General features: G+C 68.8%; 18 protein-coding genes. 12 read left to right on the top strand and 6 right to left on the bottom strand.

What is annotated here, in order from left to right:
- Positions 1–57: 57 nt before the first annotated feature.
- A complete protein-coding gene (gene secA / locus ACW175_RS19705; RefSeq protein ID WP_492101665.1) occupies positions 58–2,826 on the bottom strand; it encodes a preprotein translocase subunit SecA in 2,769 nt (922 codons plus the stop codon).
- A 411-nt stretch (positions 2,827–3,237) separates the two neighbouring features.
- On the opposite strand from secA, the gene ACW175_RS19700 reads away from it, so the two are divergent.
- The 4 genes from ACW175_RS19700 to ACW175_RS19685 all read left to right on the top strand — a co-directional run bounded on the left by ACW175_RS19700 (position 3,238) and on the right by ACW175_RS19685 (position 6,801).
- Positions 3,238–4,212, top strand: coding sequence for a peptidylprolyl isomerase (locus ACW175_RS19700; protein ID WP_492101664.1), 975 nt, complete (start codon positions 3,238–3,240; stop codon positions 4,210–4,212).
- Between the two features lie 29 nt (positions 4,213–4,241).
- The gene (argJ, locus tag ACW175_RS19695) at positions 4,242–5,708 is read left to right on the top strand and encodes a bifunctional glutamate N-acetyltransferase/amino-acid acetyltransferase ArgJ (protein ID WP_492105009.1); all 1,467 of its coding nucleotides are present in this window, start codon (positions 4,242–4,244) and stop codon (positions 5,706–5,708) included.
- 3 nt (positions 5,709–5,711) lie between these two features.
- Positions 5,712–6,191, top strand: coding sequence for a hypothetical protein (locus ACW175_RS19690; RefSeq protein ID WP_492101663.1), 480 nt, complete (start codon positions 5,712–5,714; stop codon positions 6,189–6,191).
- An 85-nt stretch (positions 6,192–6,276) separates the two neighbouring features.
- Complete coding sequence (locus tag ACW175_RS19685; RefSeq protein WP_492101662.1) at positions 6,277–6,801, top strand: hypothetical protein; 525 nt, start codon at positions 6,277–6,279, stop codon at positions 6,799–6,801.
- A gap of 21 nt (positions 6,802–6,822) precedes the next feature.
- Here ACW175_RS19685 and ACW175_RS19680 read toward each other — a convergent pair whose 3' ends face one another.
- A complete protein-coding gene (locus ACW175_RS19680; RefSeq protein WP_492101661.1) occupies positions 6,823–9,414 on the bottom strand; it encodes a glycosyl hydrolase 115 family protein in 2,592 nt (863 codons plus the stop codon).
- A gap of 120 nt (positions 9,415–9,534) precedes the next feature.
- Here ACW175_RS19680 and ACW175_RS19675 point away from each other — a divergent pair, with 120 nt between their 5' ends.
- Together ACW175_RS19675 and ACW175_RS19670 are read left to right on the top strand one after the other, a co-directional pair.
- On the top strand, positions 9,535–10,302 hold the full coding sequence (locus ACW175_RS19675) for an ABC transporter ATP-binding protein (protein WP_492105008.1): 768 nt from the start codon (positions 9,535–9,537) through the stop codon (positions 10,300–10,302).
- Positions 10,299–11,849 (top strand): hypothetical protein, encoded by a 1,551-nt coding sequence (locus tag ACW175_RS19670; RefSeq protein ID WP_492101660.1) that lies wholly within the window; start codon positions 10,299–10,301, stop codon positions 11,847–11,849. Before ACW175_RS19675 ends, ACW175_RS19670 begins: the two co-directional genes overlap by 4 nt.
- Before the next feature lie 49 nt (positions 11,850–11,898).
- Here the strand turns inward: ACW175_RS19670 and ACW175_RS19665 are convergent, their stop codons facing one another.
- Positions 11,899–14,163, bottom strand: a complete 2,265-nt coding sequence (locus ACW175_RS19665) for a PAS domain-containing protein (RefSeq protein ID WP_492101659.1) — start codon at positions 14,161–14,163, stop codon at positions 11,899–11,901.
- Between the two features lie 153 nt (positions 14,164–14,316).
- A complete protein-coding gene (locus ACW175_RS19660; protein ID WP_492101658.1) occupies positions 14,317–15,777 on the bottom strand; it encodes a DEAD/DEAH box helicase in 1,461 nt (486 codons plus the stop codon).
- A 279-nt stretch (positions 15,778–16,056) separates the two neighbouring features.
- Here ACW175_RS19660 and mutT point away from each other — a divergent pair, with 279 nt between their 5' ends.
- A complete protein-coding gene (mutT, locus tag ACW175_RS19655) occupies positions 16,057–16,461 on the top strand; it encodes an 8-oxo-dGTP diphosphatase MutT (protein WP_492101657.1) in 405 nt (134 codons plus the stop codon).
- Positions 16,458–16,613 carry a Flp family type IVb pilin gene (locus ACW175_RS19650; protein ID WP_492101656.1) on the top strand — a complete coding sequence of 52 codons (156 nt, stop codon included), beginning with the start codon at positions 16,458–16,460 and terminating at the stop codon, positions 16,611–16,613. The genes mutT and ACW175_RS19650 overlap by 4 nt, the downstream gene beginning before the upstream one ends.
- A gap of 6 nt (positions 16,614–16,619) precedes the next feature.
- Here ACW175_RS19650 and ACW175_RS19645 read toward each other — a convergent pair whose 3' ends face one another.
- Entirely contained in the window at positions 16,620–17,534 is a 915-nt protein-coding gene (locus ACW175_RS19645; RefSeq protein WP_492101655.1) for a methyltransferase domain-containing protein, read from the bottom strand.
- Between ACW175_RS19645 and ACW175_RS19640 the strand changes: the two genes are divergently transcribed.
- The 4 genes from ACW175_RS19640 to ACW175_RS19625 are packed head-to-tail and all read left to right on the top strand — an operon-like array spanning position 17,534 to position 19,880.
- Positions 17,534–18,310: a ComF family protein gene (locus ACW175_RS19640; protein WP_492101654.1), complete on the top strand. Its 777-nt coding sequence runs from the start codon at positions 17,534–17,536 to the stop codon at positions 18,308–18,310. The genes ACW175_RS19645 and ACW175_RS19640 overlap by 1 nt on opposite strands.
- A gap of 31 nt (positions 18,311–18,341) precedes the next feature.
- On the top strand, positions 18,342–18,596 hold the full coding sequence (grxC, locus tag ACW175_RS19635) for a glutaredoxin 3 (RefSeq protein WP_492101653.1): 255 nt from the start codon (positions 18,342–18,344) through the stop codon (positions 18,594–18,596).
- Positions 18,593–19,426: a carbon-nitrogen hydrolase family protein gene (locus ACW175_RS19630; protein ID WP_492101652.1), complete on the top strand. Its 834-nt coding sequence runs from the start codon at positions 18,593–18,595 to the stop codon at positions 19,424–19,426. Before grxC ends, ACW175_RS19630 begins: the two co-directional genes overlap by 4 nt.
- Before the next feature lie 19 nt (positions 19,427–19,445).
- Complete coding sequence (locus ACW175_RS19625; RefSeq protein WP_492101651.1) at positions 19,446–19,880, top strand: DUF1178 family protein; 435 nt, start codon at positions 19,446–19,448, stop codon at positions 19,878–19,880.
- On the opposite strand, the gene ACW175_RS19620 is transcribed toward ACW175_RS19625, so the two are convergent.
- Positions 19,778–20,977, bottom strand: a complete 1,200-nt coding sequence (locus ACW175_RS19620) for a glycosyltransferase family 87 protein (protein WP_492101650.1) — start codon at positions 20,975–20,977, stop codon at positions 19,778–19,780. The two genes, ACW175_RS19625 and ACW175_RS19620, sit on opposite strands and share 103 nt — an antisense overlap.
- Positions 20,978–21,019 lie beyond the last annotated feature (42 nt).

Genomic DNA, 21,019 nt, shown 5'->3' with positions numbered 1-21,019 from the left:
AAACGCCCGCCCTGGTCTCCCGGGGCGGGCGCTTCAAAACTCAGGCCTCTGGCCGCCTCAGATCAGCGAGCCGTGGCACTGCTTGAACTTCTTGCCCGAGCCGCAGGGGCAGGGGGCGTTGCGGTTGGTGCGCTCCCATTCTTCCGGCAGGGACGAGATCGGCAGGGCCTGGCGCTGCTGCGGCGACAGGCCGTCCGGGATGGCGCCGGCGACGGCGGCGTTCTCGCCGGTCAGCGGATCCAGGTGGACCTCCTGGAGGCCCTCCAGCGACGCGTGCGGGATCTCCGGCTCGGCATAGGCGATCTCGACCGTCATCAGCCAGCGGGTGGTGTTGGTGCGCAGGTCGCCCAGCAGCTTCTCGAACAGCGAGAAGGCCTCGGTCTTGTACTCGTTCAGCGGATCGCGCTGGCCGTAGCCGCGCAGGCCGATGACGTTGCGCAGGTGATCCAGGTGCATCAGGTGCTCGCGCCACTGCAGATCGATCATCTGCAGCAGGAAGTTCTTCTCGACCGAGCGCATCTGCTCGGGCGTGATGATCACTTCGCGCTGGGCGGCGTAGTCGTCCGCCGCCTTGGTCAGGCGGTCCTTGATCTCTTCGTCGGCGATGCCTTCCTCGGCGGCCCAGGCCTCGATCGGCAGGTCCAGGCCCAGGATCGACTGAACGCGCTCCTTCAGGCCCTCGATGTCCCACTGCTCGGCATAGGCCTTGGGCGGCAGGTGGCGGGCGATCAGGTCGTCGATCGTGTCGTGACGCATCTCGACGATGATGTCCGAGAGGTCGCTGGACTCCATGAACTCCTGGCGCTGCTCGAACACGGCCTTGCGCTGGTCGTTGACGACGTCGTCGTACTTCAGGAGGTTCTTGCGGATCTCGTAGTTGCGCTGCTCGACGCGCTTCTGGGCCGTGGCGATGGCGTTGTTCAGCCACTTGTGGGTGATCGCCTCGCCTTCCTGGACGCCGAAGGTGCGCATGATCGCGTCCAGGCGCTCGCCGGCGAAGATGCGCAGCAGGTCGTCCTCGCACGACAGGAAGAACTTCGAGCGACCCGGGTCGCCCTGACGGCCGGTGCGGCCGCGCAGCTGGTTGTCGATGCGACGGCTTTCGTGGCGCTCGGTGCCCAGCACGAACAGGCCGCCGGCGGCCAGGGCCTGTTCGCGGGCCACGACGATTTCGGCCTCGAGGCGCTTGCGCTCCTCGACCTCGTCCTCGTGGCTGACCTCCAGGCCCATGCCCTTCTGCTGCTGGCGCCAGTTGGCCAGGCGCATGTCGATATTGCCGCCCAGCTGAATGTCGGTGCCGCGGCCGGCCATGTTGGTGGCGATGGTCACCGCGCCGGGCACGCCGGCGTCGGCGACGATGCCGGCTTCCTGTTCGTGGAAGCGGGCGTTCAGCACCTGGTGCGGGATGCCCTTCTGCTTCTTGCCGTTGTTCTCGAACGAGAAGCTGGACAGCAGCTTGGAAAGCTCTTCGGACTTCTCGATCGACACGGTGCCGACCAGGATCGGCTGGCCGCGCACGTGGCAGTCGGCGATCTGCTTGAGGATGGCCTCGTTCTTCTCGCGCTCGGTGCGATAGACCTCATCGTCGTCGTCGATGCGCTTGATGACGCGGTTGGTCGGGATTTCCGAGACGCTCATCTTGTAGATGTCGTCGAATTCCTGGGCTTCCGTCGACGCCGTGCCGGTCATGCCCGACAGCTTCTTGTAGAGGCGGAAGTAGTTCTGGATGGTCACCGAGGCCAGGGTCTGGTTCTCGGGCTGGACGTCGGCGCCTTCCTTGGCCTCGATGGCCTGGTGCAGGCCTTCCGACAGGCGGCGGCCGGTCATCATGCGGCCGGTGAACTCATCGATCAGGATGACCTCGCCGCCCTTGACGATGTAGTCCTTATCGCGCGTGTACAGCACGTTGGCGCGCAGGGCCTGGTTGACGTGGTGGACCACCGAGACGTTGGCAGCGTCGTAGAGACCCGCCGAGTCCTCGGCCAGGTGGCCGCCCGACATCAGGATCTCTTCGATCTTCTCCTGGCCGTCCTCGGTCAGGATGACCTGCTTCTGCTTCTCGTCGTGGTCGTACGTGCCCTTGTCCTGGATCAGCTGCTTCACCAGCACGTCGATCGTCTTGTAGAACTCGCTGCGGTCCTCGGTGGGACCCGAGATGATCAGCGGGGTGCGGGCTTCGTCGATCAGGATCGAGTCCACTTCGTCGACGATGACGAAGTTGTGGCCGCGCTGGACCATTTCCTCGACGCTGTAGACGAGGTTGTCGCGCAGGTAGTCGAAGCCGAATTCGTTGTTGGTGCCGTAGGTGATGTCGCTGCGATAGGCGCGCTGACGCTCACCCTGGCTGAGGCCGTTGACGATCACGCCATAGGTCAGGCCCAGGAAGGTGTAGATCTGGCCCATCCAGTCGGCGTCGCGGCGGGCCAGGTAGTCGTTGACGGTGATGACGTGGACGCCCTTGCCTTCCAGGGCGTTCAGGTACGTCGGCAGGGTGGCGACCAGGGTCTTGCCTTCGCCCGTGCGCATTTCCGAGATGCCCGAGAAGTGCAGCACCATGCCGCCGACCATCTGGACGTCGAAGTGGCGCATGCCCAGCACGCGCTTGCTGGCCTCGCGCACCACGGCGAAGGCCTCGTTCAGCACGTCGTCGAGCGTTTCGCCCTTTTCAAGGCGGGCCTTGAATTCGGCGGTCTTGCCCCTCAGCGCCTCGTCCGACAGGGCCGAGTATTCGGGTTCCAGGGCGTTGATCTTGGCGACCCGCGCGGCGAAGGCCTTGACCTTGCGTTCGTTGGAAGAGCCGAAGAGCTTTTTGGCGAGACCAAGCATGCGGGGGGAATCCGGTAGGACGGTTTGACGAGGAGGCCGGCGCTAAGGCTGTATGGCCTCGACTACGGTAGATGAAGTCGCGCTGGATCAGCGGATAAATCCGCTATTCCGGTGCGGCCGGAGACTTAAGCACCGACCCTCATGGTGTCAACGCGAAGACCCCGGCGTCAGTAAGGCTTCTGGGGCCGTTAGTGTCCGTCCTGCCTCGGTTTTCGCAAGAGCGCGTTAGGGTTGGGTATGTTCGGCTAACCCGCCCGAACGCGCTCTGAATGCTGGAAGATCGAGCCTGTTTATCCGGTTTGGATGGCTCCATCTAAACCGGGCAGGCTCGAGCTCGAACGCTTTCGGCGCCGAAGCCGTTTCCTCTTGGCGAAAAACCGCGCTAGAGCGGCTTCAGCAAAGCCGGAGATCTTGGCCTTGAAGACCACTTCCCGCCTGATGAGCGTGCTCAGCGTCGTCGCCTGCGTCCTGGTGCTGGCCGCGTGCGGCCAGAACAAGGTCGCCGACAAGCCGCCGGAGCCCGGCGACACGGCCGTGGCGCGCGTCAACGGCCAGGTGATCTGGGCCTCCGACGTCAAGCGCGAGGCCGTGGCCCAGGGCCTGATCAGCGAAGGCGAACCGCTGGACATCTCCAGCGAGGTGTTCCGCCAGCGCCTCGACGAGGTCATCGACCAGAAGCTGCTGGCCTCCGAGGCCATCAAGCGCAAGATCGACAAGGAGCCGGTGGCCCAACGCCGCCTGGCCGCCGCCCGCGAGCGTATCCTGGGCGACATGCTGGTCGAGGGCGTGGTCGAGAAGGCCGTCACCGAGGACGCCATCCGCAAGCTCTACGCCGAGCAGCAGAAGCTCTCGAAGCGGTCGGAAGAGATCCGTGCCCGCCAGATCATCGTCGGCAGCCAGGCCGAGGCCGACAGCGTCAAGAAGCTGCTGGCCTCCGGGGCCTCGTTCGACGCCCTGGCCATGGAGCGCTCGACCGACCAGGCCACCCGCTTCAACGGCGGCGACCTGGGCTATTTCACCCTGGACGTCATGCCCGAACCCTATGGCGTGGCCCTGAAGGACGCCCAGAAGGGGACGCTGGTCGGTCCGTTCGCGGCCGAGGGCGGCTGGGTCATCGTCAAGGTCGAGGACAAGCGCACCGAGGAGCCCATCACCCTGGAGGCGGCCCGCCCGCAGATCGTACGCTTCCTGACCTATGACCAGGTCCGCGACGTCCTTGAGAAGCTGCGCGGCTCGGCCAAGGTCGAGATGCTGGTCGGCAAGCCCCAGGACGTGTCCGGCGCGACCGGCGCCCAGGAACCGGCTTCCGCCCCGCCGGAGCCGCAAGGCGCCGCGCCGGCCTCGGGGCCGCCGCCCGCCCAACCTGCCCAACCCGCCAAGAAGTAAGAGCGGCCCACATGACCAAGACCCCCCAGATGGCCGGCAAGATTTCGGGCAAGACCACCGTCGCGAAGGCGCCGGAAGCCGCGCCGACGACCGCCGCCAATCCCGTCGCCGCCGCCGGCGCCGCGCTCGAGCGCGCACTGGTCGACCCGCTGACCTCGGCCCTGAAGCGCGCCGGCCTGCGCCGCGCCCAGAAGTCGGCCGGCGAAGTCGCCGCGGCGCCGGCCTCCGCCAAGCCTGCATCCACGGGCGCGGGCAAGCCCGGCCTGGCCATTTCGCCCCTGGCCGTGCCGTTCCCCGTCATCCCGCCGATCGCCGGCGTCGAGATCGCCACCGGCCGCGCCGGCTTCTACAAGCATGAGCGCGAGGACCTGGTCCTCATGCGCTTCGCCGAGGGGACCTCGGCGGCGGGGGTCTTCACCCGCCACGGCGTCGGTTCGGCGCCGGTCGACTGGTGCAAGCGCCAGCTGGCCGCCACCGGCGGCGCGGACGTCCGCGCCCTGGTTGTCAACGCCGGCTGCGCCAACAGCTTCACCGGCCGTCCCGGCGCCGACGCCGTGCGCCGCGTGGCCACGGCCGTCGGCAAGCGGCTGGACTGCCGCCAGCGCGACGTGATGATGGCCTCGACCGGCGTCATTGGCGTCATCCTGGACGACAGCAAGATCACCGCGCGCCTGCCCGAAGTCGAGGCCCGCCTGAAGGCCGACGCCTGGGCCGAGGCCGGCCGGGCGATCATGACCACCGACACCTTCCCGAAAGGCGCCTACGCCACGGCCGTGATCGACGGGCATGAGGTGAAGATCGCCGGCATCGCCAAGGGCTCGGGCATGATCGCGCCCGACATGGCCACCATGCTGGCCTTCGTGGCCACCGACGCGGCCATCGCCCCGGCGGCGCTGCAGACCCTGGTCAGCCTCTATACCCGCACGACCTTCAACTGCGTGACGGTGGACGGCGACCGCTCGACCAACGACACCCTGCTGCTGTTCGCCACCGGCCAGTCGGGGGCGCCCAAGATCCACCGCGCCGGCGACAAGCGCCTGGCCGACTTCCGCGAGAAGCTGGAGCACGTGCTGCTGGATCTGGCGCTGCAACTGGTCAAGGACGGCGAGGGGGCGACCAAGTTCGTCAAGATCACCGTCAATGGCGCCGAGAGCCCGGCCTCGGCCCGCAAGATCGCCCGCACCATCGCCGAAAGCCCGCTGGTCAAGACCGCCTTCGCCGGCGAGGACGCCAACTGGGGCCGCATCGTCATGGCCGTGGGCCGCGCCGACGAGCCGGTGGCCCGCGAGAAGATCAGCGTCAAGTTCGGCGACCTCTACGCCGCCCGCGACGGCTTGATCTCGGCCGAATACGACGAGGCCAAGATGAGCGCCTACGTCAAGAACCAGGAGTTCGAGGTCAGCGTCGACGTCGGCGTCGGCAAGGGCTCGTCGACGGTCTGGACCTGCGACCTGACCAAGCAGTACGTGGCCATCAACGGCGACTACCGGAGCTAAGCCATGACCGAGCTCACCCCCGATCAGGAAGCCGCCTTGCTGGCCGGCCTGACCAAGGCCTGCCGCGACGCCGGCTATGTGGTCGAGGCGATCGATCGCGGCCTGGAAGTGTCCGGCGGCGAGGATGAGGGCGCCTATTACCTGCTGCCCGACCATGGCTGGCTGCAGACGCGCTGCCTGGTGCTGGATCCCGAGGACCTGGCCGAGGCCCGCGACCTGACGGCCCTGTTCGAGACGGTGGCCAAGGCCCAGTTCCGCCTGATCGGCTGCCGGTTCGGCTATGACATCGAGACCGGCCTGTGGCTGGTGGAGGACCTCTATCCGGGCTTCGACCCCGCCAAGGTCCCGGCCGTGCTGGAACAGCTGACCTTCATCTGGGACGCGCTGGAGGGCCTGTTCGAGAGCGCGCTCGAGGGTGTGGTGCCCAACGACGACGCTTTCGACGCCGCGTTCGACCTGGAAGCGGCGACGCCGCCGAACTAGGACGGGGAGTCCCGCGGCTCAGGGGAACCACCGGCCAAGCTTGTCGTTCCTGATCGGTGTTCACTCGTCGTTGGAGGGCGTTGCCATGTCTCGGAAGCTATTGGTCATGATCGGAGCGGTGGTCGCCCTGGCGATCGCGCCGACGGCCCACGCCCAGATGAAGCCGCCCACGACGCCGGACGAGCCGGGCGGCCGTTGGGGCGAGGCCAAGAAGAAGGCCGTCGACATCGGCAGCCAGCCGGCGCGCGATGTCGGCATGTCCAAGCGCGACGTTCCGCTGATCCTGGAGAAGGCGTTCGACAATCCCTACAGCCTCAAGGGCCTCAAGACCTGCAAGGCGATCGCGAGCGAGGTCACCCAGCTGAACGCCGTGCTCGGTCCCGACTACTCGGTCGGCAACGAATATACCGAGAACCGCGCCGGCAAGCTGGCCGAGGCCGGCGGCAAGACCATCATCAACAGCATCATCCCGTTCCGCGGCCTGGTCCGCGAAGTGACCGGCGCGGCCCCCGCCGACCGCCACATGAACGCCGTTGTCGACGCCGGCCTGGCTCGTCGCGGCTTCCTGCGCGGCGTGCATCTGCGCCAGGGCTGCAAGACGAAGTTCTGAGGATCGGACCCCGTCGGGTCTCTACCGCATATCCAGCGACACCCTCTCCAGCACCGCATTGTCGTCGAGTCGCCAGATCTTGACGACGTGACGACCGGCGGACAGGGCGGGGAAGCGGGCCTCGATGGTGTGGACGTGGTCCTTGACCGCCTCGATCCAGGCCGTCTGCTCCGGCCTGCTGGCCGCGCCGGGGGTGGGGATCAGATCGGACTTCACCACCCGCACGGGGCCGTCATCGATCGAGACGCCGATCTTGATCCCGTCGCCGCCGGTCGCGTCCAGGGTCGGCGCGAGGGCCAGGCGCACCGTGGCGGGACCCGCGCGCGGAACCTCGACGCCGTACTCCAGCCGCACGCCGTCGGCGGCGGTGGTTGAGGGGCGGCCTTGCGGCAGAGCCAGCACAGACTCTCCTTGGCCCAGGTGCGGCACGATCGTCCATGAGAGACCCTTGCCGCCGACCGCGCGGTCGAACTTGGCGGCGTCCAGCGTGACGAGGTTCGGATCGGCGGCGGTCGAGCGCGCGAAAACGATCTTAACCTTCAGCTTCTCGGGCGGGGTGTCGGCCGAGACGCGGGCAACGCTGGGCATGGTCTGCTGGGTGGGGTCGTTCCAGATCACATAGCTCATGTGGACCTGGTTCATCATGCCGTCCCACTTGCCGCCGTTGAGGGCGTGGTACCGCGCGGTCAGGTCGCCGTCGCGCTTGAACGCCGCCTCGACCGTATCGGCGAAGACGTTGGCGCGGGCGTCGTTGCGGGCCGACAGCCGCCGGTTCCAGGCCGTGGAGTAGTACATCTCGTAGAGATTGGCGAAGGCCGTGACCGGATATTCGACCAACTGGAAATAGGCGTCCTGCTGGTCGGGCCGCAGCCTGGTCTTGATCGCCGCGACCTTGGCCGAAAGCGTCCGCCAGCGGTCGACGATGTCGCCGAACTCGCCGCCGTCAAGCGGGCCCGCGCCGTTGTCCGGGCCCAGTGGGAAGGTGTCCTGGTCCAGCAACTCGGGCTTGCGGCGCGAGGCCAGGGTCTCGTAGGTCGTCAGCGCCTCGCCGATCTCGCCGCCCAGCGCCGGACCAAAGGCCTCGGCCGCCCACTCACGCGGGAAGTCGGCCAGGGCCTTGGGCGTCATGGCCTCGGGGTTCCAGGCCATGCGCAGGAAGAAGCTGAGCGGATACTCCATCGGCTTGATGTCGCCGACATTGACGATCCACAGGTTCCGCGCCTCGCGCCGATAGGCCAGGTCCATCTGCTGCCAGACCTTGGCCACCTGGTTTGTGTTGATCCACTTGTAGTTCCGCGGCCCGCCCACATAGTCGAAGTGGTAGTAGACGCCGTACCCGCCGGCGCGCGGCAGCTTGTCCTTGCCGGCCACCGGCAGGCGACGGATCTGGCCCCAGTTGTCGTCGGCGAACAGCAGGGTCACGTCGTCCGGCACCCGCATGCCGTGGTCGTAATAGTCCTGGACCTCCTTGTAGAGCGCCCAGACCTGCGGGGTCTGGTCCGCCGGCTTGCCGGTGACGTCGGCGATGATCTGGCGCTGGTCCGCGACGACCTTCTCTAGAAGCTGGGTCGCCGCGCCCTCGGCCATCGGCTCGTCGCCGTCGCCGCGCATACCCACGGTCACGACGCTCTCATACGGGGCGCCGTCGCCTTTCGACATCATCCGTTCGATCCCGCCGCGCCAGAAGGTCCGCAGGTTCTCGGCGTTGGTCGTGTAGTCCCAGCGCCCTCCGGTGACGCCTTGGCCCGTGTTGCGGTGCCACTCGTCCTGGGCGCGGGTCATCGGCTCGTGGTGCGAACTGCCCATCACCACGCCCATCTCGTCGGCGATCACCTTGCTTTGCGGGTCGTCGTCGTTGAACGCCTTGGGCGCCCACATGGCCGGCCACAAATAGTTGCCCTTCAGGCGCAGCATCAGCTCGAAGACGTGGGCGTAGGCCTTGGAATTGACCCCGCCGAACTTGGCCTTGGTCCAGCCGCTGAAGGCCGGGTTCTCGTCGTTGATGAAGAAGCCGCGATATTTGACGCGCGGGTGGTCGGCGCGGGCGCCGGCCGTCAGGAAAAGGTCGCTCTTGCGTGTGACCGGAACGTCGGCCCACCAGACCCAGGGCGAGACACCGATGCGCTCGGACAGGTCATAGGCGCCGAACACCGCGCCGCGCCGGTCCGAGCCGACGATCACGAGGGCGCGCGGAACGTTCGGGGCGGGACGCTCGACCACCACCTGGCGGAAGCCTTCCCACTGGCCCGGCAGGTCTTCGACCTTCAGCTTGCCGGATTTCACCAGGTCGTCGATCACCGGGCTCTGGCCCAGCACGCCAAGGATCACCACGGGCCCGTGGAACTTGGAGAGATCGTCCAGTTTCGTGGCCTGTCCGCCGCCCACTCGCGCCAGGTCGCCGCTCAGGGATTCGGCCGCGTGGCGCACAGCCGGATCGGCCTTGGCGTCGACATAGACGGCGGCGGGCTGGCCGTTCCGGATCAGGGCCAGGCTAGAGGGCTTGCCCGTCGCGCACACGCTGACCGGCGTGTCGCAAGCCAGGGCGGCCGAGGTTGTCGATAACGCCAGGGCCACGCCGCACGCGACGCGGGCCGGAAAAACGATCGTCCGCATGCGATTTCTCCCATCTCGCTTATTGGCCTGACCAATAAGCCCGCGAGGTCAGGCCATCAACCCTCCCGTTGCCCTTGCCGTCTCCGCGCAATCGCGGTCAACTCATCGGGCCATGGTTCCCTGGGGGCGGATTTGACGGAAGCCTTGATCGTTCGCGGGTTGAACAAGACGTTCGCCAAGCCCGCGGTGTCCAACCTCGACCTGACGGTCCACGCGGGCGAGCTCTATGCGCTGCTGGGGCCTAATGGCGCCGGCAAGACCACGACCTTGCGAATGGTCGCCGGCCTGACCCAGCCCGACAGCGGCGAGGTGGCGATCTTCGGCGTCGACGCCCGCAAGGATCCCGCCGGCGCCAAGGCCCTGCTCGCCTGGGCGCCGGACGAGGCGATGATCTACGACAAGCTGACGCCGCTGGAGTATCTGGAGTTCGTCGCCGGCCTCTGGAACATCGATCCCAAGGCGGCGAAGGCGAAGGCCGAGCAGCTCCTGGAGACCCTGGGTCTGACCAGCGAGGCGCGTCGCCGGTGCGAGGGCTTCTCGCGCGGCATGAAGCAGAAGGTCGCCCTGGCCGGGGCGCTGATCCACGATCCCAAGCTGCTGATCCTCGACGAGCCGCTGACCGGCCTGGACGCCGCCGCCGCGCGCCTGGTCAAGGACATGCTGCGGGCCCGCGTCGACGCTGGCGGCACGGTGATCCTGACCACCCACATCCTGGAAGTCGCCGAGCGCATGTCCGACCGCATCGGCATCATCGCCGGCGGCCGCCTGCTGGCCGAGGGCACGCTGGACGAACTGCGCGGCAAGGCCGGCGAGGCCAGCGGCCGGACTCTGGAAGACGTCTTCTTGCAGCTGACCTCGGACGCCACGCCGCAGGGTGTTGGCGCGTGAGCCTGCCGTTCAAGCCCGCCAGCACGCCGTGGCTGCTGGCCCACGAGCTGCGCCTGGCCTGGCGCGGCTTTCTGGCCGGCCGCAAGGGGCGCGGCCCCGGCGCGCTGATCGCCTTCGTGATCCTGGGCGGCCTGATCGTGGCCGGCGGTGTGGCCATGGGTCTGGCCCTGCGCGGCCAGGAGGTCCCGGTGGTCCCGCTGGCGGTGGTCATCGTCGATCTGGCGCTGGCGGTGATCCTGACCCTGATGCTGTCGACCACCCTGGCGGCTTCGGCCGACGCCCTCTACGAGCGCGGCGATCTGGATTTGCTGTTCTCCTCGCCGCTGGCCCCGCGCAAGGTGCTGTTCGTCAGGGCTCTTGGGCTGGCGGTCAATGCCGGGCTCTGGTTCATGATTCCGGCGGTGCTGCTGCTGACGCCGTCGATCGTGCTGGGACATCCGGCCTGGCTGGGCGTGTTCGTGGTGCTGGCCGCCGCCGCCCTAGGCGCTTCGGGTGTCGGGCTGCTGCTGGCCATGGCGCTGTTTGCTTTAATCGGTCCGCGCCGCACGCGCACCGTGGCCCAGGTGATGGCGGCCCTGATCGGCGCGGCCTTCTTCCTGGCTAGCCAGTACCGCAACCTCATGGGCCAGAAGGCCAGCGAGAGCCTGTTCGCCCGCGTCGCCACCGAAGCCCGCGAGGGCCGCATCCAGCCGCCGCCCTTCGCCGACCTGCCGCTGCGCGCGGCCCTGGGCGAGCCGCTCCCGCTGCTGATCCTGGCCGCCCTGGGCGCTGGGATCTTCCTGTTCGCCGCCCAGACCCTGGGCCGGCGCTTCGCCGACGCGGCCGCCGCCACCCAAGGCGCCGAGACCCGCAAGGGCGCCAAGGGACCCACGCGGGCCTTCGCCGCCGGACCCTTCCAGGCCACGGTGCGCAAGGAGCTGCGCCTGATCAGTCGCGACGCGGCGCTGCTGTCGCAGGTGTTGCTGCGAGTGCTGTACATGCTGCCGCTGGCCCTGGTGCTGGCCCGCAGCGCGTCGCACATGCCGGTCTGGGCCCTGGCCGGGCCGGCCGCCGCCGTGACCTTCCTGGCCGGGCAGGTGGCCGGGAGCTTGGTCTGGATCACCGTCTCGGCCGAGGACACGCCGGACCTGCTGGCCATAGCGCCCGCGCCCATGAGCGTGCTGCGCCGGGCCAAGCTGACGGCGGCCCTGCTGCCAGTGGCGGTGCTGCTGGCCGTCCCGATCGCCGTGCTGGCCTGGTACGCGCCGTTGGCTGGCCTGTGGACCGCGATCGGCGCGGCCCTGTCGGCCTGGACCACGGGCCTGATCGGCGTTTGGCGCCAGAAGCCCGGTAAGCGATCCGACTTTCGCCGTCGGCGCGGCGCCTCGCTGCTGGCGACCCTCGCCGAGCTGTGCGTCGCCACCCTGATCGGCGTGTCGACAGCGCTGGCCGTGGCCGGTTGGCTGGTCTGGGCGGTGCTGCCGCTGATCGTGGCCGGGGCGCTGATGATGGCGCTGCGCCGGACCGACGAGCAGATCGCGGCGGCGCTGCGGGCGGCGAGCGTGTGATAGCCGAAAGTGGACGCCGGTTTCGGCGGCCATCACGCGCCAAGAAGGCCTAAGCCTCCAACAAGGCCCGGATCCGGCAGACCACGCCGTGGGGGTGGAAGTCGATCGCCGCCGAGCCAGACAGCTCGGCCGCGAGGCCGCGCTCGATCAGGCGCGAGCCGAAGCCGCGACGGGTGGGAACGCTGACCGCCGGACCGCCGCGTTCGGTCCAGGTCAGGTCCAGCCGTGCCGCGCCTGCCTCGGGGGCCAGATCCCAGGCGACGCGAACCTGACCCTCCGGTGTCGACAGAGCCCCGTACTTCATGGCGTTGGTGGCCAGCTCGTGCAGGGCCATCGACAGCGACAGGGCGGTCTTGGGCGACAGTCGGACCGAGGGGCCGCTGAGTTCGAACCGGTCGGGACCCCCGTGCAGGGCGGCCAAGCGGGCCGTGACGTCATGAAGCTCGGCGCCTTCCCAGTTCTCGCGGGTCAGCAGGTCGTGGGCCTCGGAGAGGGCGACGATGCGGTTGGAGAAGGCCTCCCGCGCCTCGTCCAGCGCGTGGGCGCCGTTGAAACTCTGGGCGGCGATGGCCTGGATGGTGGCCAGGCTGTTCTTCACCCGGTGGTTCAGCTCGTTGACCAGCAGGCGCAGGTGCAGCTCGGCGCGCTTGCGCTCGGTGATGTTGACCAGGGCGCCGACAACGCGGTGGGGCTTGCCGTCGTCGCCGAAGAACACCTTGCCCTTCGTGCCCAGCCACCGCTCGACATGGTCGTCGCGGCCGATCACGCGATACTCGACGGCGTAGTCGGCGCGGAGGGTCGGATCCGTCGCCCGCCTGGCCGCGTCGCGCACCCGATCCAAATCGGCCGGATGGATCAGCCCGTAGGCGCTCTCGACATCCACCGGTTCGCCGGGTGGAAGGCCGAACATCTGGCAGCAGCGATCGGACCAGGTCAGCACGCGGCTGTCCAGGTCCAGGTCCCAGGTGCCGACATCGGCGGCGTCGACGGCCTGGCGCAGGGTCTCTTCCTGGCGCAGTTGCCGGTCGACCGCCTCGCGGCGCTCGGTGACGTCCGAGACGACGCCGACGAAGCGCGCGCATTGGCCGCCCTCGAAGAAGGCCCGGCCGGAGATCTCGACCCAGCGCAGGGCGCCGTCGCCGCTCCGGCGGATGCGGTATTCGAGGTTGATCGCGCCGTCGCCTGACGGATCCGTGGCCGCGGCGACGGCCGCGCGGACCCTGAGCCGATCGTCGGGATGCAGCAGGCGCTCGAAGGTCTCCTGCGAGGGCGCCTCGTCCGGCGACAGGCCGAAGATCGTGCGGGCGCGGGGGTCCCAGAAGCGCTGGCCGATATGGGGCTTGTGATCCCAGCGGCCCATGCCGGCGGCCTGGGCGGCGAGATCCAGGTCCATGCGCGCGGCGGCCAGCTCGGCCTCCACCTGCTTCCGCTCGGTGATGTCGACGACGACGCCGGTATTGCGAGCCGGCTGGCCGTCGTCGCCCAGATAGGCCCGACCGCGCGTATAGACCCAACGGATCGAGCCGTCCGCCTGCACCAGGCGGTACTCGTACGAGAAGTCGCCTCCCTCGTTGGCCGCCTTCACGGCGGTGTCGCGCACGGCGGGCCAGTCGTCGGGATGGACGGCCGGCGTATAGCTCTGCGCCGGCAGGCCGGCCTCGGCGAATTCGGGGGAGACGTTGTGCAGCTCGGCGTAGCGGGTGTCGGCATACACCTTGTTGGCCTGGATATCCCACTCCCAGGCCCCGACCACCCCGGCCACGTCGCGGGCCATCTCGTAACGCTCCTGGGTGGTGCGCAGGGTCTGCTCGGCGGCCACGGACTGCGAGACCTCGACCGCCGTGACCAGAACGCCGCCAACGCCGTTCGGCGCGGTCGCATCCGGGACAGGGCTGTAGCTGATGGTGAAGTAGCTGGTCTCCTGAACCCCGGCGCGCGTCACCTTCAGAGGCAGCCTCTCGAAGGCGAAGCCGCCGCTGGTCCCGGCCAGGATGTCCTCGTGGAAGGCGCGGATCGAGGCCTGGAAGTCGGGCGAGGTCTGGTCCAGCCGCGCGCCCAGCGTCTCGGGATGCCGCTCGCGCAGGGCGGGGGCGTAGGCGTCATTGTAGATCAGAACGAGTTCCGGTCCCCAGCGCAGGGCCATCGGAAAGTTGGTGGCCAGGATCATGTCCACGGCCATGCGTAGGCTAGGCGACCAGGCGTCGCGGGGACCGATGGGAGTCTGGGACCAGTCGAACGCGCGCACCCGCTCGGCCATCTCGCCGCCGGCGATCCTGGTCAGCACAGGCGTGGCGCGCGGCTTGCCCTCGCCCATTCGCGGTTCCCCCATCCGGTCAGACGACCGGCCCTGGACAAGGTGAACCCATAGACCGCGTGGATTCAAGCGCCGCTTTGGCGAGCGCGCATACGGAAGCGCCCGGAGAGCGCGAAAGGCTCTCCGGGCGCAACTGCTTGTTCGAAATGAGGATTAATCGATCGGGGACCAGCGCTTTTCGGGCGGAGCGGCCGCGGGCTTGGGACCGCGGAACTCGTTTCGGGGAGCCCCGGCCTTCTGGCCTTGGCCCGGACCCCGGCCTTGACCCTGGCCCCGCGGACCCTTGCCCTGAGCCGATTGTCCGCCGGCGGAGCGACCGCCACCACCGCCGCCACCGCCACCGCCATTGGCGCCGTTGCGGCCCCGGGGACGTTGGCGGCGCAGTTCCGACGGGACGTCGTTGCGCGGGTCGGCCTTGCGCGGATCCACGTACTTCTCCGGCGGCGCCAGCTTGTCGGCGACGGCCGCGGCGGCGGCCAGGGCCTTGTCGTTGCGGCGGTCGAAGGTCGGGATCACCTGGCGGGTGGCCTTCTGGATGTCCTTCAGCAGGCTGCGTTCGTCATCGGCGCAGAAGCTGATGGCGATGCCGTCCTTGCCCTTGCGGGCGGTGCGGCCGATCCGGTGGACATAGGCCTCCGGCACGTTGGGCAGCTCGTAGTTGATGACGTGGCTGACGTCGTTGACATCGATGCCGCGCGCGGCGATGTCGGTCGCCACCAGGGCCCGCATCTCGCCGGCCTTGAAGGCGGCCAGGGCGCGCTCGCGCTGGCCTTGCGTCTTGTCGCCGTGGATCGAGGCGGCCTCGATGCCGGCGGCGTTCAGATACTTGGCCACCCGGTCGGCGCCGCGCTTGGTGCGGGTGAAGACGATCGTACGATCGACGCCCGGTTCGGCCAGGATCTCGGCCAGCAGCGGACGCTTGCGTTGCGCCTCGATGAACAGGACGCGCTGGTCGATGCGCTCGACCGTGGTCGCCTGCGGGGCGACCGAGACCTGCACCGGATCCTTCAGCAGCTCGGCGGCCAGCTTGCCGATCTCGGTCGGCATGGTGGCCGAGAAGAACAGGTTCTGGCGGTTCTTGGACATCTGGGCGGCGATCTTGCGGATCGGCACCACGAAGCCCAGGTCCAGCATCTGGTCGGCTTCGTCGAGGACGAAGATCTCGACGCCCGAGACGCTAGCCGACTTCTCGGCCATGTGGTCCATCAGGCGGCCGGGGGTGGCGACCAGGACGTCGATGCCGCCCGCCAGGGCCTTCATCTGCGGGCCGTACTTAACGCCGCCATAGATCGTGTGGACCGACAGGCCCATGTGGACGGCGTAGGCCTTGAAGTTGTCGGCGATCTGGGTGGCCAGTTCGCGGGTCGGCGACAGCACCAGGCAGCGGAAGCCGCGGCGCGGGGCCGGCATGCGGTTCTCGGCCAGGCGTTGCAGGATCGGCAGGGCGAAGGCGGCGGTCTTGCCGGTGCCGGTCTGGGCGATGCCCAGCAGGTCCTTGCCTTGCAGCACCACCGGGATGGCCTGGGCCTGGATCGGCGTCGGCTCCTTGTAACCCTTCTCGGCAAGGGCCTTCAGCAGCGGCTTGGCCAGGCCAAGGTCGGAAAATTGAGTCACGTGTGTTTTGTCTTTCGTGCGCCGAAAGACAGCCCATGCGTCCTCGCACGGCTGGCCCCTCGGCTGGTCGTCGGAGGAGCGCCCCGCGTGCACGGGCGATCTAATGAGAATCTCTTCAGGGCGCTCGACAGGCTGGTCCTGAAACGGACCGTCACGCGGCTGGAGCACCGATAGCGCCAATGGGGCGCGAGGTGCATATCGCTTGTTGCAGTGCAAAAGTCAAGGAAGGTAAGGGGCGGGGCCCTTGCCAGCGTCGGAACGCCGCGCCAAACCCGGCTCATGACCAAGCCCATCGTCCTCGTCGCCGCCGCCGCCCTGATCGATGTCGACGGGCGCGTGCTGATCTGTCAGCGGCCCCAGGGCAAGTCGCTGGCCGGTCTGTGGGAGTTCCCGGGCGGCAAGGTCGAACCGGGCGAAACTCCCGAGGAGTGCCTGATCCGCGAACTGGACGAGGAGCTGGGCATCAAGGTCGCTCAGGCGTGCCTCGCGCCGTTCGTTTTCGCGTCCCACGGTTACGAGTCTTTTCACCTCATGATGCCACTCTACCTGCTGCGCCGCTGGGAAGGCCAGGTGACGCGCAAGGAGCATGAGGGCCTGGCATGGGTGAAACCCGACAAGCTTGCGGACTATCCGATGCCGCCGGCGGACGAACCCCTCGTGGCCTGGCTGCGCGATCTGCTGTGAAGCGTTTCTGGGCCGACGAGTCCGGCGCGACCGCGATCGAATACGGCCTCATTATCGGACTGATCGCCCTGCTCATCGTGGGCGGCATGACGGCGTTCAGCGCCGCCACCAACAAGGCGCTGGGCAAGGCCTCCGAGGCCATCGGCACCTAATCGCGGCTAGGGCGTGGGCTTCTCGCCCGCCGACTCTTCCGTCACCCCCAGCGCGTCGGCCAGGCGCATCTTGGCCGAGCCCGGCCGCAGCGGCTTCTGCTGGCTGTCGTGCGGCGCCCAGCCCGTCACCGAGACGATCTCGAACGTCGCCGGCACGCGGCCGTCGGCCTCGGCGAACCTTTCGACATAGAGCTCCATCGCCCGGAACAGCACCTTGCGGCCGAGCGGCTTGCGCGAGCGGTCCAGCAGCACGCTGGTCTCGCCCATGGCGCGCAGATCCCGCAGCAGGTTGATCGGGTGGGCGTAGCGCACCTTGACCCGGTCGACGTCGGCGACGGGCAAAGCGAAGCCTGCCCGTTGCAGCAGGCCCGCCGCGTCGATGGCGTCGGCGAACGGCGAGACGCGCATCGACGCGCCATCGGTCAATTCGGCCTCGGCGGCCAGCAGGCATTGGCGCAGCTCGGTCAGGGTGGCCCCGCCGAAGATCGCGCCCAGGAACAGGCCGTCGGGTCGCAGGGCGCGGCGGATCTGGATCAGGGCGCCGACCAGATCGTTGGTCCAGTGCAGTGTCAGTGTGGAGACCACCAGGTCCAGGGTCGCGTCGCCGAACGGCAGGCGCTCCTCGTCGGCGACCACGCGCAGGGCGCCACGGCCGCCTAGCATTCGTTCCGACAGGTCGGTCTCGATCAGGGTGTCGATATTGGCGAGGGCGTCGCTGTCGGCCAAGGCTTTGAAAAAATGGCCATTTCTCGCGCCGAGGTCGACGGCGGTCGGAAAGCGTCGCAGGATCGTCTCCAGCCGCATCACCACGTCCTGGGCCACGCGGGCCTTCAGGAAGTCGGCGGCGGCGTAGCCCGGCGCGGCGCGGTCGAGGCGGGCGCGATGCAGGGGGCGGTCGAAGAGCAGGGGGGAGGCGGTCATTGCGCGCGGAACATGGCGATTCCGGATCGTTCTGGAAAGGCGGACCTCTCATGTTTGGCCTCGGGCGCTCGGTGCTCGACCTGCTGCTGCCGCCCTCCAGTCTGGACGGCGAGGCGGCGCTCAGCGGCGGGCTGACCGCCAGCGCCTTTTCGAAGATCACCTTTCTGGACGATCCGGTCTGCGACGGTTGCGGCCTGGCCATGGCTTACGAGCAGGCGGAGCGTTGCCCCGCCTGTCAGGCCAAGCCCAAGGCGTTCCAGCGCTGCCGCGCGGCCTGCGTCTATGATGAGCACTCGCGCGAGCTGATTCTGAAGCTGAAGCACGCCGACCGCACGGATCTGGCCGGCCTGTTCGCCCGCTGGCTGTCGCGCGCTTCGGTCGAGCTGCTGGCCGAGGCCGAGGCGGTGGTCCCGGTGCCCGTCCACCGCGCGCGGATGCTGAGCCGTCGCTACAACCAGGCCGCCGAGATCGCCCGGCCGCTAGCCAGGATGGCGCGGCTGGCCTATCTGCCCGACGTCCTGATCCGCAAGCGCGACACCGACAGCCAGGGCGGCAAGTCGGCCTCGGGCCGGCGGCGCAATGTGGCCGCCGCCTTCGCCGTCCCCGAGGCGCGGCGACACCGGGTTGTCGGCCGGCGGATCGTTCTGATTGATGACGTGTTGACCACCGGAGCCACGGCGGAAGGCTGCGCGCGAGCGCTTCTGGCGGCCGGGGCGGCGTCGGTGACGCTTTCCGTCGTCGCCCGCGTTACAGAAATGCAGGCGCGTCCTATATGAGGACGCACAACACCAGGGTAGCGACCGTTCCATGGCTCATATCACCATCTACACCCGCCCGTTCTGCGGCTACTGCGCCCGGGCTCTGGCCCTGCTGACCGACAAGGGCGCCGACTTCACCGAGGTCGAGGCAGGCATGGACCCGAACCTGCGCCAAGAGATGATGCAGCGCTCGGGCCGCACCACCTTCCCGCAGATCTTCATCGGTGACCGGCACATCGGCGGCTGCGACGACATGATGGCCCTCGAGCGCGAGGGCAAGCTGGACGCTCTTCTCGCCGCATGAGCCTGTCCGCGCCCTTGCGAGTCGGCCTGATCCAGACCCGGACGCCCGCGACGCACGCCGCGGCGCTGGCCCACGTCGCGCCGCTGGTCCGCGTGGCGATCGGGCAGGGCGCCCAGTTCGTGCTGACGCCCGAATGCACCAACGTCCTGCAGAAGGACCGGAGCAAGCTGCTCCCGACCCTGACGGCGCTGGAGGACGATCCGGTCGTGAGCGGCCTGCGCGAGATCGCGGCCGAGACCGGAACCTGGATCGACGTCGGCTCCGCGCTGGTGCGGCGTGAGGATGGCAAGGCGGCCAACCGGCAGGTCGTCATCGACCCCAGCGGGGCGATCGTGGCCACCTACGACAAGCTTCACATGTTCGACGTGGATCTCCCCACCGGTGAAACGGCGCGGGAGTCGGCGACCTATACGCCCGGCGACCAGGCCGTGGTGGTGGACACGCCGCTCGGCAAGTTCGGCCTGACTATCTGCTACGACATGCGCTTTCCGGCCCTGCACCGCGCGCTGGCGCTGGCCGGAGCGATGGTAATCACCGCGCCGGCCGCCTTCACCCGTCCGACCGGCGAGGCGCACTGGGACGTGCTGTTGCGGGCGCGCGCCATCGAGACGGGCTCGTTCGTCATCGCGGCCGCCCAGGGTGGCTTCCACGAGGACGGTCGCGGCACCTGGGGCCGCTCGATCGTCGTCGGGCCCTGGGGCGAGGTGATCGCCAAGCTTGACCACGACGAGCCCGGCGTGCTGATGGCCGACCTCGAACTGTCCGCGGCCCTGTCGGCGCGGGCGGCGATCCCGGTCCTCCAGAACGCCAGGCCTTTCGTCGGGCCGTAAAGCTCGCCATCTATAGCTCATGATCAAGTACGCGCTTCAGTGCGATGCGGCCCACGCGTTCGAGGGCTGGTTCGGCTCGTCGTCGGATTATGACGACCAGTCCGCGCGCGGCCTTGTCGACTGTCCGATCTGCGGCTCGCGCGGCGTCTCCAAGCAAATCATGGCCCCGGCCGTGGCGGGAACGAAGGCGCAGAGCTCAGGGCCCCCGCTGGATCCGAAGGCGCGCGAGATGATGATGACGGCCTTGGGCGAGGTCCGGCGGCACGTCGAGGATAACTTCGACTATGTCGGCGACGCCTTCGCCAAGGAGGCCCGCGCCATCCACGAGGGCAAGTCGGAAGAACGCGGCATCTACGGCGAGGCGTCGCCCACCGAGGTCAAGGCGCTGGTCGAGGACGGCGTGCGCGTGGCGCCCCTGCCGCCGCCCGCGCCGAAGAAGACCGACGTCAACTGAAGGTCCCTGCCCAGCACGGGCAGGATCAGGGCCGCGATCAGCGACAGCGCGCTGGCCGAGATGTTCAACCCATAGACCGCGGCCGCGACAGCATAGGCCAGCCAGCGGCGATCCTTTATCCGCGCGACATAGGCGGCGACCGCCGGGGCCAGCAGGGCCAGCTCATAGTTCATGGCGTAGGGCGAGATCAGCAGCGCCCCGCCCAGCAGCGCGATCAGCTGATCGGGCCAGCCAGCGTCGCGGCGGAAAGCCGTCCACACGCCCCACAGCACAGCGGGCGCCAGCAGATAGGCCCAGGCGCCGTTCAGGCCCAGGGCCGTCAGCTTCGCGTAAGGCGTGATCGCGGTGTCCAGCAGGCCTTGCTCGGCCACGATGCGGTTGAAGCGTGGCAGGGCGCCTAGCCAGTCGATCCAGGTCTGAAGCCCGAACAGGCCGGCGGAGGCCGCGCAGAACAGCAGGCCCCACGCGCCGGTGAACAGGATGGTCCGCCACTGCCCTTTAGCCGCCAGGGCGATCGGCAACAGGATCAGCAGTTGGGGCTTGATCGACGCGGCGATGGCGAACAGCAGGCCCGCGACCGAGGGCCGTTCGCGGAACGACAGGCCCAGCACGACCAGGCCGGAGATCAGTGGGCTAAGTTGGCCGCAGAAGACCGCGAAGGCTACCGTCGGCAGCAGCACCTGCCACCACGGCGCGCGGAGGCGCGCCGCCGCCGTCGCCATCACCCCGAGGCTCAGCAGCATCAGCGTCAGATAGCTGGCCAGGAACGGCAGCTTCGACAGCGGCGCGAACAACAGCAGCGCCGAGGGCGGGTTGATGTAGGGCCGCAGCACCCCGTCCGCCGCGCTCAGGCCCTGGCGTTCGGACAGATACAGGAAGTCGTAGAGGCGGCCCGGCTCTGCCAGGGCCACGCGCCCGCCGTTCCAGAAGCAAAGGAAGTCGACGCCGGCGGGCTGAAGCGTCAGGTTGCGCGCCACCATCACACTGAGCAGGGCGAACATCGCCACCAGCGCCAGCATCAGCCGGCGGCGGTCGGCCTGGGGACCGGAGGGCATCGGGATCTCGGACTGCGCCATCACCCCAAGGGTCGCCGCCAAGTCTCAAGGTCGTCTTAAGGGCCCCAAACACGAAGGGCGCCG

The organism is Caulobacter sp. FV1ye6ST, from assembly GCF_058681225.1.
Note: the sequence above shows the minus strand (reverse complement) of the source record. Positions and strands in the feature narration are given on the sequence as shown.